Here is a 13,421-nt window from a genome sequence, read left to right on the forward strand (position 1 = left end):
TATGGTGAAGCGGGCAAAAAAAGATCTTCGTAATTGGTACAGGCAACAGAAATGAAATTTGCTAGTTTCTGCCCGTAGTGTTTCGAGGGGCGCTACGGATTAATAGTAGAAAAGAGTCTGTGACTCTTTTTAATTGAGTCTATAAACTCAATTTATTTTTATACCTATAGAGATGCTATGCTTAACGCTACGGAAGGAGCGTTGTTAAAAGATTTTGCTTCGCAGAGCCTTCGGGTTCTCCACTGCGGTCGAAATGACGCCTCTTGTATAGCTGTCACAAGCCCTCCGATGTATTGGAAGAATTCTAACTCCTACCATTGACAGACTCAATAGAATCGTCGTCATCTCGACCGGAGCAACGCGAAGAGATCTATCCAGACAGATTTTGCTTCGAGAGGATTTTTACGCGTAGATTAATACTGTCATTTATATTGATTTTTATGAATTAATTAGCCCCCAGAATCACAAATTTTAGCATACAAAAACATCATCTGTGTTTATCTGTGTGCATCTGTGGTTAAAAAACAATAGCTAAAGCATATCACGAAAAAGGTCCGTGTGGATACACAGACCTTTAGCTTAATTTTTTATCCTGTAGAACTTAGCTCTCCCCGATCGTTAAGTCCCTTTACTTTTTGGTGTTGCAGTTCTTCGTATTTTCTCTTTTCCTCTTCACGTAATTCCTGCTGCATAATTTTAGCAATTTTAGTGCTTCCGTCATGGCTCCATCCCGGTGGATTGAAAATGTATTTAACCTTATCCATAAAGTTTGGTGCCTTTTTAACATCTGCAGTTAAAGCCTTAAACTCATGAAAAATAATGTTTACTGGCCCTGTATCAGTAGGTTGTGTTGTTAGACCGTATTTCACTACATCTTCAGGCAATTCTTCCTGGAAAGTGCCAAACCACCTGTCCCAAAGAATCAATACCATGCCCATGTTTTTATCCAGATAGCGCACATTGCTGGCGTGGTGTACCCGGTGATGGGATGGGGTTACGAAAATATACTCGTACCATTTCGGGAATTTGATGTTGTATTGGGTGTGAACCAGATTGCCGTAAATTTGGGTAACCAGATAGGCAAAAAGAATATCAACTGCAGTAAAGCCCATAAATGCCAGCGGAAGATAAAAGAAAACCCGGTACAAAGGCTCAAAAACAGTTGAACGGAAACCGGTGGTTAAGTTAAAGTGTTCAGATGAATGATGGGTAACATGCATCGCCCAGAAAAAGCGTACATAATGGCCAACGGTGTGCAAAAACCAGTATAAAAAATCCTGCGCTAAAATGAGCACAATCCAATATACCCAAATATTAGAAATCTGGAATAAACGGAATTGATAGCAATAGGCCAACAAGAAAAAAGTAAATGTTTTAGTGCCTAAATTAATCACAACGGCTGCCGTCATCAGGTAGATGTTGGTCCAGGTATCGCGTTTGGTATATAATTTTCTGTCGTGCGCATAGCTAAAATACATTTCAACCAAGGTTAAGAAGATTACGAAACCAAACAGGCCAACAACAGAAATATCACTTCCGGTAAAATTCATTTTATAAGCTGTTATAGTAGTCTAAACTGCTTAAAATATCAGCTGTACTTACACGGCAGTTAAACGTGCATTTACCTGTTGTTTCTAAAAGTGAAAAGAGAATATTTCCATCTTCATTCTTTTTATCACTTTGCATCAGTTCCAAAAGTGTATCGAAACTTTCTTTTTTAATATGGTACTTAGGATACAGAGACAGAATATAGCCACTAATATCCTTCAGTTCTTCCTTGCTTAACGTACTGTTTTTGATTGATAATGCTGCCTCGCACACAAAACCAATAGCAATGGCCTCACCGTGTGTTAATGGATTTTCGTCATTTGCCAGCGAGTAGCCTTCCACAGCGTGACCAATGGTATGGCCGAAGTTTAAAATCTTCCGTAAGTTTCTCTCATGCGGATCGATGGTAACCACTTCGTTTTTAATTTCAACCGATCGGTAAATGTCTTCTGCAGCAGGAGTAAGGTAATTACTGGCTTTTAACTTTTCGTAATAAGACTTGTCATAAATCAAACCATGTTTGATCATTTCGGCAAAACCTGATAAAAGCTCGCGCTCCGGCAATGTTTTTAAGAATGCAGTTTCGATAAAAACCATTTGTGGCAAGGTAAAGGTACCCACCATGTTTTTTACATTGTCAATATCGATTCCTGTTTTGCCGCCTACCGAAGCATCAACCTGTGATAGAAGGGTAGTGGGTACATTGATAAAATCAATACCTCTTTTATAGGTAGAGGCAATAAAGCCACCCATATCGGTAATTACACCACCGCCAAGATTGATCATTAAACTTTTGCGGTCGGCTTCAAAATCCAGTAAGGTTTTCCAAATGCCGATACAGAAATCGATATTTTTATTTTCTTCGCCTGCCGAAGTTTCAATCAGGTCAAATTCAGAAAAATCATCTAAAAGCGACTGGAAAAGCGGTAAACAGATTTCGCTGGTATGCTCATCAGCAAGTACAAAAACTTTGCTGTACTTGTTGCTTTCTAAAAGTGTTTTTAAGGCGTCTAAATTGCTTTCGAAATAAAGCGAATGGCCTGCGCTCGTTAAGGTTTCCATTAAATTACTTCGATTTTATCTTGTTCAAAAGTGATGATGTCGCCAACCCTGACTTTATAGCGTTTGCGGAATTCTACTTCGCCGTTGCATTTTACCAAACCGTCCATCACAGCAGCCTGTGCATCACCACCGGTTCCAACCAAGCCTGTTGCTTTTAGCAGTTGGATTAATGGAATAAATTCGCCTTCTAATTTGAATTGTATCATTTTATGCAAAAATACGATTATTTAGAGGTTTTTAGTTTTAACAACCAATGCTTTTTATAATTTTGCACCAATCTGACTTATTATATAGTAAAAATGGATTTATCCACCAAAAAACAACCCAATTTCGACAATACTGAAATCGCTTTCCGTCAAAAATCTAACCATGAGCTTAAAAAAGCATACTGGCTTTTTAAAATGATTGGGAGTAATTTCCTCACCAAAGTTGGTCCGGCCATTACAAACTTCTTTTTAAATATCGGTGTGCCGATTCAGGGGGCGATTAAAACGACCATTTTTCAGCAGTTTTGTGGTGGTGAAACCATTGCAGAATGTAATAAAGCTATTGAGCAATTGGATAAAGGCGGGGTAGGTACCATTTTAGATTATTCGGTAGAAGGAGAAGAAGAAGAACAGGTTTTTGACGAAACCTGTGCCGAAATTATCCGTACTATCGTACGTGCCGATGGCGATACCAAAATTCCGATTACAGTTTTCAAAATAACCGGTATCGGCCGTTTTGCACTCTTGCAGAAACTAGATGCCAAAGAAGTTTTAACTGCAGCAGAACAGGCAGAATACGAAAAAGTAAAATTGCGTTGCGAAATGATCTGCAAAACGGCTTTCGATAAAGCTGTGCCAATCATGATTGATGCTGAAGAAACATGGATTCAGGATACCATTGATGAGTTGGCGCTGGATATGATGCGTAAATTTAACCGTGAACGGATTATTGTGTACAATACTTACCAAATGTATCGTCATGATAAATTAGCGGATATGAAAGCTGACCATTTAATAGCCAAAGCAGATGGTTTTATTTTGGGTGTAAAAATGGTACGTGGTGCTTATATGGAAAAGGAGCGTAAACGCGCTTTGGAAATGGGATATCCTTCGCCAATTCAGCCGGATAAAGAAGCATCTGACCGCGATTATAACGAATCTTTACGTTATTGTATTGATCATATTGAAGAGATTGCCATAGTTGCCGGAACGCATAATGAAGATAGCAGCCGCTTACTGACTTATCTTTTAGAGGAAAAAAATATAACGCACAATCATCCTCATGTATATTTTGCCCAGTTATTGGGGATGAGTGATAACTTAAGTTTTAATCTTGCAGATTCTAACTATAATGTAGCAAAATATGTTCCTTACGGACCGATTAAAGCGGTAATGCCTTATTTGTTCAGAAGAGCACAGGAAAATACTTCAGTAGCCGGACAAACAGGCCGTGAACTTGGCTTGATTGAAAGAGAATTAAAAAGAAGGAAACTGTAGTTTAGTTTTTGGCTAGCAGAGTCGTTATTTCAATTTTCAACTTTTTTCATAAAAATCGATATGAATGACGGCGGGATTTTAGAGCTTGATAAGTCGCGATAAATCGTCATTCCCAACTTGATTGGGAATCGTAATGCTGGCGCTTTAAGATTCCCGCGTGCGCGGGAATGACGACCGTGCTATGGTAGCGTAGTCGAAGGATCTCGACTACACTTCAGTAGAGATGAGGATTTTTCTTTTATCACCACCACAATTATCTCTTATAATAGGTCGTTTTTTTGGAAATGATCTTGCTGTAGTCATTCGGGACATGCAGCCTCGCTTTGCGCTATATCTTTTTGGTTGCCCTTCGACTTCGCTCAGGGTGACAGCCAAAAAGGATGCCGCTTCATCCGATAGCTTGAGTTAAATTGAAAGGTTATTTTTAGCTCTTGAAAACTATTTCTTTACCACAAAAGATTGTTTGCCTGATAACAGATCGTAGAACAGGATAAAATCGCTCACTAAACTATAGCCCGGATATTGAAAAGTAGCAGGTTTGTTTTTCTCGAAAAAGAAGTGCCCAACCCATGCAAAACCATAACCCAATACAGGAATTGCTAAAAAGAAATGCCAGTTGTGAAAAAGAAAACCTGTAAAAAAAGCCAGGCAAACCAAACCAGTACCAATAAAATGTAAGATACGCGATGTGGTATTCTTATGCTCTGATAAGTAAAAAGGGTAGAATTCTTTTAGCGACTTAAACTTTTTTTCTGACATATATTTATTTACAAAATTCCGTTTGCTTTTAGAAAAGTACCCAATTGAGTTGGTTTTTCGGTCATTAATAAGGCGTTTAATCCCACTTTTTTAGCGCCTTCTATATGTTGTGGACTATCGTCGATAAATAATGTTTCGGCCGGATTGAGGTTGTTTTCTTTTAACACCTGCTCAAAAATATTGGTGTTGGGTTTACGCAGTTTCATGTGTTGCGAGAAGTAAGCTTTCTCAAAATAAGCATCGTAATTATTAATCTGGAATGTTGTTTTCAGGTAATTGATAATCCAGTCGTAGTGGATTTCATTATTGTTGCTTAACAAAAAAGTACGGTATTTTTCTTTTACTTCAAGCAGTAAATCGTGGTTTTCTTGTATCGTTCCAATTAACAGGCTATTCCATGCCTCGTCAATCTGCTGGTCGGTTAATTCAGGTTTGCCTGCGGCATTTCTAATTCCTGTCCTAAATTCGGCCGGAGAAATGGCACCAGTTTCAAAGTCATCAAATAGCTGGTTGTGCGCTTTGTGCGCAAAGAAATTTTCGATATCTGTAATGCCCAATTTTTGAAAAGAAGCCTGAGCAATTCTGAAATCGATATCAAATATTACGTTTCCGTAATCGAAAATAATGTTTTTAATGTTTTGCATAGCAATCATCAGGATTTCCTGCAAAGATATTATTGCTGAATTAATGAAGGGTATGAAATCAGCAATTTTTACAATAAAAATCCAGAAGTGCTTAATTGCCGGGTTATTTATAGTTGCGTCATTCCCGCCTGTGAGCTATCGTGTGGACACAATTAATTATAACATTCTTCTATCGCTCTATGCCGCGGGGCATGGTACTTTGGAGCGCCAAAGTACCCAAAGCGCTTTGTCAATCCAGCAATGAGCCTTTTGCACAATCTCACGCGCATCAAAAAAACAGCGGCACTTCGTTTTGTGTTCAATATTTTTTAAAATTAAATCATCGGTTATGAACACAAAACCACTGCGTTTCAGGTTTGTTACTGCCATTTTTACTGTTGTGCACCTGTTTTTTTGATTCCCCGGCCCCTAGGATTGACGGCGTTCTTCGGTAAAACCTGTGATTTATTGAAGCAAGCTTGCAAAACGTATAAAAAAAACAAACCAAAAGATGCGTCCACAATAGGCTTGTGTGGGAATGACGTCAAGGTCATTTATTTAGGTTCTACCGTAATCGATTGGATAATGGCCCGGCTCTTTTTATCGCCTGTTTTTATCACCTTAAATACGAAATAAATATCATGGGTTTTTCCATCCGAAATCATATTGATTGGATCACTTTTTCTAAAAGTGGATTTTCCGATCATCATGCCTTTACTATCATCCAATCTGATTTCGATTTCTCCATCTGATCCGGGATCGAGGTTTAAGAATGAATAACTAAAACCTGAAATACCCGTTAAATCAACATTTTTAATGGCTATCCAGCCGTTATCCTTAGTGAGAATGAGTTTTTCACCGCCGTAAATATCTTTTCGCTCAAACCCCCTAAAATCTTTGATATCGTCCGCATCAATTACATTACTTCTCAGGGTGGTTACTTTTGTTGTGGTTAATGGTTTTTTTAATGCTGTACTTCCTGCATCGGTATAAGTTGCCTTTAAAGTTAAAACAGATTTCTTCTTATCAGTAGCAGCAGGCGGAATGATTTTGCCCGCAGTTGGAAGTGAAGCTTTAACTGCTTCTTTATTGCCTAAAGTCATAATCCACGCTGTGATTTTTTTCACTTCAGCTTCTTTCATCGCGGTGTGTGCCGGCATTGGTACTTCTCCCCACACGCCATGGCTACCGCCAATCACTTTTGAAGCCAGGTAATCAACCGCTTTAGGGTCATTTTTATATTTTGCTGCAATTTTATCAAAAGCTGGCCCAATAGAAACAGCTGATTCTTTATGGCAGGTGCTACAATCAGATTTCAACATTAGTGCTTTACCAATCATGGTTTGTGCTGCCTGCTGGTGCCCCAGTTCTGCGCCAGCTAGATCGGTTCCTTCTGTATACGTATTTGAAATATATATACGGCTGTTGTTCACTTTAGCACCTTTATCGCTTACTAAAACTTTATAATCAACTGGTTTATTAGGAAAGTAAAAACTTTTGTTACCTGTTAAATCTATATTTACAACAGGATGTTCATTACCTGCAAAAACCGATATCACCTGACTTTTCGTTGAAGTTTTACTATTATCTATTACGGTAACACTTACCTGATATTCGCCTGCTTTAGCGAAGGTATACTGTAGGGTTGGCGCAGTGGTGGTTTTGGTAATGCCTTTTCCCAGGTTCCATACATAGGTTAAAGGATCGCCATCCGGATCTTTAGCAGTAACCGTTGCTGTCATTTTATAAGGCAATAAACCACTTGTTTTTGCAATATTCAGGCTTTCAACTAATGGTGGACGGTTGCCTTTCAGGTAATCAATTCTGGTAATTGCAGCATCAGGGTTTTTAGTAAACCAGCCTTTGCCGTACTCCAGGATATACAATTTTCCATCTGGACCCAATTCCATGTCAATAGGTGCTGCTAAAGAAACGTTAGCCATAAAGGGCTCCATACTCAGGTAATCACCTTGTGCATTCATGGTTACTGCTTTAACCCATCCACGTACCCATTCATAAATAATCAGCTTTCCGTTATAATAGGCTGGGTAAGGTGAATTTGCTGAGGCATAGTACACCGGACCGGCCATCGCTGTTCGGCCACCTGCACCAACCTGTGGAAATTCTTTCGATTCGCCGTAAGGATACCAGATATAAGCAGGTTGTGCCGGCGGCAGTTGCTCCAAACCCGTGTTGTTTGGCGAATTATTGATCGGTTTTGCCGGATCAAATGCATTTCCGTTTGCACCATTGGTATAATCGTAAGCCTTGTATGGGTAGTTATTGCCTATAAATAAAGGCCAGCCAAAATTACCCGCTTTTCGTGCCTGGTTTACTTCATCATAACCTCTGGGGCCTCTTAAATCGTCATCGTCTGGTGCATCAGGTCCAACCTCGCCCCAGTATAAAAAGTTGGTTTTCTGATCGACAGAAATGCGGTAAGGGTTTCTATTTCCCATTACATAAATTTCAGGCTTGGTTTTCGGATTGTCTTTAGGGAAAAGGTTACCGTCCGGAATACTGTAGGTACCATCTTCATTTACCTTGATTCTAAGTATTTTCCCCCTTAAATCGTTCGTATTACCGGCCGATCTCCTGGAGTCGTATTGTTCAAATCCCTTTCTGTTGTCGAGCGGGGCATAGCCTTTGTTTACATATTGTTGTTTTGGCGCATCAAATGGGGTGGAGTTATCGCCTGTTGATACATATAACAGGTTATCTGATCCAAAAGCAATAGATCCTCCGGTATGACAGCATATTTCGCGCTGAGAATAGAATTCGAGCACAATTTTCTCCGATTCTTTTACAATCTGATCGTTAACCAATTTAAATCTGGATAATCGGTTTACAGATTTATCAAATGGACTGTAAAAAAGATAAATGTATTTATTTACCGCAAATTTTGGATCTGCGGCCATACCCAATAAACCTTCTTCTGCATTTACATAAGGGGTATTGCTTTTAAAATAAACATCGAGTTTGCCTGCCTCTTTAATTTTTTTAGTCTGATTTTTATAAATCAATATTTCACCTCTACGTTGGGCAACCAAAATATCCAGGTTTGGAAGCACCGCCATTTCGGTAGGTTCTGTAAATTCTCCCTGCGCAAGGGTAACCTTCACAAAGCGGTCCTGGTCTGGTGTGTCTATTTTATGTTTTGTGAAAAAATCGAAAGTTTTGCTTTCGTATATGTGTTTGTTCAGTGTTGTTGCCGATATAAGTACAAAGGCAATGGCAGATAACAATAGGGTAAAAGTTGTTTTCATTTATTTAGTTGACTGATTTTTAATAAATATAGGAGATAGTTTTATAGCCTGAGGTATTGTATCAAAATTTATGCGAAAAATAGCAGAATAGATTTGTTATGGACTGCCATACTTGCTTTGAATTCATCATCTGATAAACATCAGCTCCTATCACAAACTTTACGTAACAGCATCTGTATGCTGAAGTTTAGGTTTAAATCGTACAACCATAAGTTGTTTTTGAAATTATTTTTTGTCAGCCTATTGTCATTGCCATTTTAATCTGTAAATTACGTTATGAACGATAAATTAAATTTGATTCTTGGAATAGTTTCCCTTTTAGGTGGTTTTAGTGTTTTCTTTGTGATTTTTAGCGAAAAAAAGGGTTAGTTCAATTTTCAAATACTTTTTCAGGGAGAAAATTTCTCTATGGGGGGTTATTTTGATCATTCGAAAAAAAACTGGTATTCAATAAAGCCCGGATCTATTTTCTGGTATTTTTCCAATCCTTTATTATCCAGGAAACTTAGCATATGGACTGATAAATTTTGATAACAGCTCGTTGCCAATCTAGACTTTGAATATTGGCAGAATATGGCTGTTGTATGGTTTTTTTAATTCAACTCTTAATTATTGGCGCTAAATGCGTGATAATAAGATAAGAAAGTTTCTAATGCTTCCCTTGGCTTTATTTATTTGTATGCGGCCTTTTTATGGTTAGCATGAAATCATCAATATTTATTGCTTGGTCTATTGATCAAATCCAGAATTTTATATAATAGCTAAACCTTTTGGTTTTTTGTATGTTTATTGAGTAAAATCTAAATAAAAATGCAGGGAACAGTAAAATTTTATAATGAATCTAAAGGATTTGGTTTCATTGTGACAGAAGACGGAGACGAAGTTTTTGTTCACGTTACAGGTTTAATTGATAAAATAAGTCAGAATAACCGGGTTGAGTTCGAAATAGCGCAAGGGAAAAAAGGCCCTAATGCCGTTAATGTAAAACTGATTCAATAGTTCTATGAGGTTAGGCACGGTAAAGTTTTATAATCAAAAAGAAGGTGTTGGAAGTATTACACCATCAAATGGAGGAAGAGAAGTGAGTGTTTTTGCTCATGGTGTAGTCGATCCCATAAAACCAAATAATATAGTTCAATTTGATATTGAATTTACACCGGATGGCATCGAAGCCACTAAGGTAATTGTGTTATCAGCATAGATAGATACTGTAGAATATCTTTGCATCCGATTGCATTTGTTGTTTTGCGTCATTTTCAGGATAACTATATGATATTGATGCACATCATGTAATAATAATGCCAGGAGAAGGGGCTGGATCTCATCGTTTAATAAATGGATTTAATTTAAATACGGAATCGAAAGATTGATGCTTTTTAGATTTGATTCTTAATCTGTATTTCTGGAGGCATTTATCATTATAATAATTTATTTTAGCGGCCTGTAACCAAATCTGATAAATTTGATCTTACAGTTGTTTATTCTTAAATTTTTATGATACAACTAGAGCCAATTAACGGTTTTTTTAAAAAAGAACGTGCGTTGCAGGCAATATACCCTATGCGTATATTAATTGTGCGTGAAGGAAATGGCTTTTTATGCATGAATTCCGGCGATTACGCCTTGTTAAAAGGTAGGATTTTTTTTATTCCGGAAGAAGGCCTTGTTAGGCTTGATGGAGAGATTACTTCAGGTTATTGGCTAAGTTTTAGTAGTTTACTATATGCAGAATTTTTACTTCAGCATTTAGATCCTCAGGCTAAGAACCTCTTTTTAAATTTATCCTTCAGGGATCTCGATTCGCACAAATTGACTAAAACTTATAGTTTACTTGATCAGCTAAAGAGAGAAATTAATGTTAAAAAAGATATACCTTTTTTAGCACAGTATTTGTCTTTATTTCTAGGTTATACAGCTGGTTTAAGTGGCTATCTTGCTGCCTTAACTTTAGATGATTTACAGCAGGTATTGAGATTCAGGGCAATTTTAGAACAATTTTTCAGGCAGGAAAGATCCATCCGATTTTATGCAGAAGGTATGGGAATGAGCGCTGGCAAGCTAAATAAATTTTTAGATAGAGTGCTTGGAAAGAGCCTGACGGTGCTTATTAAAGATCGCATTATGCGCGAAGCGGAAGAATTATTGATCCATAGTGAATACACGATTGATGAAATAGCTGAACTATTGGGTTTCGAACAAACCACTAATTTTAATAAGAGTTTTAAACGTCACAGAGGTATGTCGGTATTGCAATTCAGCCGCCTGGCCTAAATTGAATGAAAAATTGGTGCGTCTGCCAAAGAAATTTCATCTGCTTGATTTCATCTCTTCAAGAAAACAGGTATTCCAGACCTCACCACATTAATTGTTTTCGCGCCTAACGCGTAAAGCTTTGCTTACTGCATCTATTTTATCAGCCGCACCAATTTTACGTCAGCTAAATTATAAAATCTTAATCTAAAGCAAGGAAAATATTCCTAAAAATGTTACGTAATTGTATTTTAGCGTTTACAGTATGCGTTAGCCTCATTTTTCATGGCTAAAATAAAATATAATCTGGTAATTTGTGGGTTTATCCCGGTTGGAGCGCTACCCAAATGTCATTAATTTAAGGTTTTTAACCATAGATTCACACAGATAACCACAGATTGACGACCCTTCGGGGGAGATATTTGGAATTGCAATAGTCGAAAACAAGTAATAGATAATATCGCAGGTATCAGGAAATACAGGTGCTGTGGTTTTTGGCGGTTTGCAGCCCCGCTTTTTATTTCAAGTCCTCGCTGCGCTGCGGGCTTTACATTACAATCGGGTTTATGAACAAAGGGTTTTTGCACCCTGCAACCCAGCAAATGAAATGCTGCTGTTGCCACCTAGCCCCGGTTGGAGTGTTACCCTGCAGCAACGAGGTACGAGGCAGCGAAGCGTAAAAGCGAAAGACGGGAAGTGACTGAATGTTTTGTACAGGCATTGCGCTCCGGATGCAATCAGTATTTCTCTTCCGTCCTCATAGGCAGAAATATAAAATGGTCTGTGGGAACACAGACCATGGCAGAAGATTGATAAAACTTAAATAAATGCCCTTTGACTACGCTACCATTGACAGACTCCCAAAAAATGTCGTCATTGCGAGGCACGAAGCAATCTTAAAGCGCACGCTGTTAGCGATCGTTGTAAGATTGCTTCGTCGGCTGAAAAAGCCTTCTCGCATCCGATAGCTATCGGATGACGATTCCTCCCCAGAACATAGCAATAGAACTCTCTGTCAATCATATTGATTTTTATAAAATAAATTATCCCTCAAGGTGACATCTTTTTGAGATTTAATCCTTTCCTTGCCTTTGACGGAGCTATGTTACAGATTCTTCGCTATAGCCAGGAATAGACAATGTGATCATTAATCCTCAAACAAATAACCGCTGTAGGCCAATCCTTTAGCTACACTTTTAAAATTGTCGCCAGAGTTTAACGGAATATGAGGGAATTTAGTTTTAAACAGGTTTTGCACGGCTGAAACCATTGATGTTCCTCCGGTTAAAAACAAACAGTCAATGTCTTCTGAGTTGATTTTGTATGTTTCCATAAACTGATCCAGGTAAGCATTGATTTTATTGATGTCTTTTTCGATAATCGAATTGTACTGCTTAAGTGAAATATTTTCGTCAATCTCGATCTCCATATTGCTGTAGGCGAAGGTAGAAACAGGTTGATCAGAAAGTTCGATTTTTGTTTTCTCGATCGATCTGAACAAAGAATAACCCAGGTTATTTTCGATCAGGGTGATCAGGTTTTTGAATTTCGGATCGTTTCCTGAATAATAATAATATTCCTCAATCTCTTTCTGGATTTTTAAACCGTTAAAAAAGTTCATTTTATCCCAGGTACAGATATTGGCAAAAAGTGATTTTGGAACATTTAAAACCTTGCCTGGTGTGGCCTCGTACATGGTATTTTTTCCAAAATATGGTGTGCCTTTATCCCACATAAATGCAGAATCGAGACTATCGCCACCAATATAAATACCACCAGAGGCAATCATATCATTTTTACGGTCTTTGCTGCCAACTTTATCCGGATCGAGGATCAGGTAGGTGAAATCTGTTGTACCTCCACCTAAATCGGCTACTAAAACCCGTTCTTTTTTCTTAATTGTTTTTTCGTAGGCAAAGGCTGCCCCAATAGGTTCGAATTGAAAACGCACGTCAGTAAAGCCAGCGTTTTCAGCAGCTTTTTTTAACCTGGTTTGCGCCAGTGTATCTTTCATGGTATTATCATCATCAAAGAAAACCGGGCGCCCGATAATTGCCTTGCGGCAGTCTTCACCAACAATCTGATCGGCCTTCGCTTTTAAATCTTTTAGAATTAAAGTGACAAGATCAGAAGCTGTATATCTTTTATTATGGATACGGGTTTCGGTAAAAGTAGTTCTTGAGAGGATTTGTTTGATAGATTTGATGAAGCGACCTTTCATGTTGTCACTTAAATAAGCATCTATTGCTTTGTCGCCAACGATATGGCTTTCGCCATCAACAAGACTTTTTACTTCTGTAAAATAAATCAATGAAGGGATAGAAATCGTGTCTACAATTTCCTTCTTTTCTTCATCATAAATAGAAAGTGCCGAATTGGTTGTTCCAAAATCGATTCCGTATAAAAACTTGCTCATGGTGTGTTATGCT

The 13,421-nt window shown here is 38.0% G+C and carries 11 protein-coding genes; 4 read left to right on the top strand and 7 right to left on the bottom strand.

Features of this window, described 5'->3' with window-relative positions; all coding sequences use genetic code 11:
• Positions 1-587: 587 nt before the first annotated feature.
• Genes IM793_RS05500 through IM793_RS05510 form a run of 3 tightly spaced genes read right to left on the bottom strand, consistent with a single transcriptional unit; the run spans position 588 to position 2,816 of the window.
• Complete coding sequence (locus tag IM793_RS05500) at positions 588-1,550, bottom strand: sterol desaturase family protein (protein WP_193420100.1); 963 nt, start codon at positions 1,548-1,550, stop codon at positions 588-590.
• Position 1,551: 1 nt separating this feature from the next.
• Entirely contained in the window at positions 1,552-2,610 is a 1,059-nt protein-coding gene (gene aroB, locus IM793_RS05505; protein ID WP_193420101.1) for a 3-dehydroquinate synthase, read from the bottom strand.
• Positions 2,610-2,816: an RNA-binding S4 domain-containing protein gene (locus IM793_RS05510; protein ID WP_025142770.1), complete on the bottom strand. Its 207-nt coding sequence runs from the start codon at positions 2,814-2,816 to the stop codon at positions 2,610-2,612. The genes aroB and IM793_RS05510 overlap by 1 nt, the downstream gene beginning before the upstream one ends.
• Before the next feature lie 93 nt (positions 2,817-2,909).
• Between IM793_RS05510 and IM793_RS05515 the strand changes: the two genes are divergently transcribed.
• Positions 2,910-4,094 carry a proline dehydrogenase family protein gene (locus IM793_RS05515; RefSeq protein WP_193420102.1) on the top strand — a complete coding sequence of 395 codons (1,185 nt, stop codon included), beginning with the start codon at positions 2,910-2,912 and terminating at the stop codon, positions 4,092-4,094.
• A gap of 438 nt (positions 4,095-4,532) precedes the next feature.
• Here the strand turns inward: IM793_RS05515 and IM793_RS05520 are convergent, their stop codons facing one another.
• The 3 genes from IM793_RS05520 to IM793_RS05530 all read right to left on the bottom strand — a co-directional run bounded on the left by IM793_RS05520 (position 4,533) and on the right by IM793_RS05530 (position 8,742).
• The gene (locus tag IM793_RS05520) at positions 4,533-4,853 is read right to left on the bottom strand and encodes a DUF962 domain-containing protein (protein ID WP_193420103.1); all 321 of its coding nucleotides are present in this window, start codon (positions 4,851-4,853) and stop codon (positions 4,533-4,535) included.
• Between the two features lie 8 nt (positions 4,854-4,861).
• Entirely contained in the window at positions 4,862-5,497 is a 636-nt protein-coding gene (locus tag IM793_RS05525; RefSeq protein WP_193420104.1) for an HAD family phosphatase, read from the bottom strand.
• Positions 5,498-6,030: 533 nt separating this feature from the next.
• Positions 6,031-8,742, bottom strand: coding sequence for a PQQ-dependent sugar dehydrogenase (locus IM793_RS05530; RefSeq protein ID WP_193420105.1), 2,712 nt, complete (start codon positions 8,740-8,742; stop codon positions 6,031-6,033).
• 810 nt (positions 8,743-9,552) lie between these two features.
• Here IM793_RS05530 and IM793_RS05535 point away from each other — a divergent pair.
• The 3 genes from IM793_RS05535 (at position 9,553) to IM793_RS05545 (ending at position 11,013) form a co-directional block, all read left to right on the top strand.
• On the top strand, positions 9,553-9,741 hold the full coding sequence (locus IM793_RS05535) for a cold-shock protein (protein ID WP_193420106.1): 189 nt from the start codon (positions 9,553-9,555) through the stop codon (positions 9,739-9,741).
• A gap of 4 nt (positions 9,742-9,745) precedes the next feature.
• A complete protein-coding gene (locus IM793_RS05540) occupies positions 9,746-9,943 on the top strand; it encodes a cold-shock protein (protein ID WP_121286571.1) in 198 nt (65 codons plus the stop codon).
• Positions 9,944-10,236: 293 nt separating this feature from the next.
• Complete coding sequence (locus IM793_RS05545; protein WP_193420107.1) at positions 10,237-11,013, top strand: AraC family transcriptional regulator; 777 nt, start codon at positions 10,237-10,239, stop codon at positions 11,011-11,013.
• A 1,126-nt stretch (positions 11,014-12,139) separates the two neighbouring features.
• On the opposite strand, the gene IM793_RS05550 is transcribed toward IM793_RS05545, so the two are convergent.
• Positions 12,140-13,408 carry an Hsp70 family protein gene (locus IM793_RS05550; protein ID WP_193420108.1) on the bottom strand — a complete coding sequence of 423 codons (1,269 nt, stop codon included), beginning with the start codon at positions 13,406-13,408 and terminating at the stop codon, positions 12,140-12,142.
• Positions 13,409-13,421: the final 13 nt, after the last annotated feature.

Source organism: Pedobacter sp. MR2016-19 (assembly GCF_014947265.1).
Taxonomy (GTDB): Bacteria; Bacteroidota; Bacteroidia; order Sphingobacteriales; family Sphingobacteriaceae; genus Pedobacter.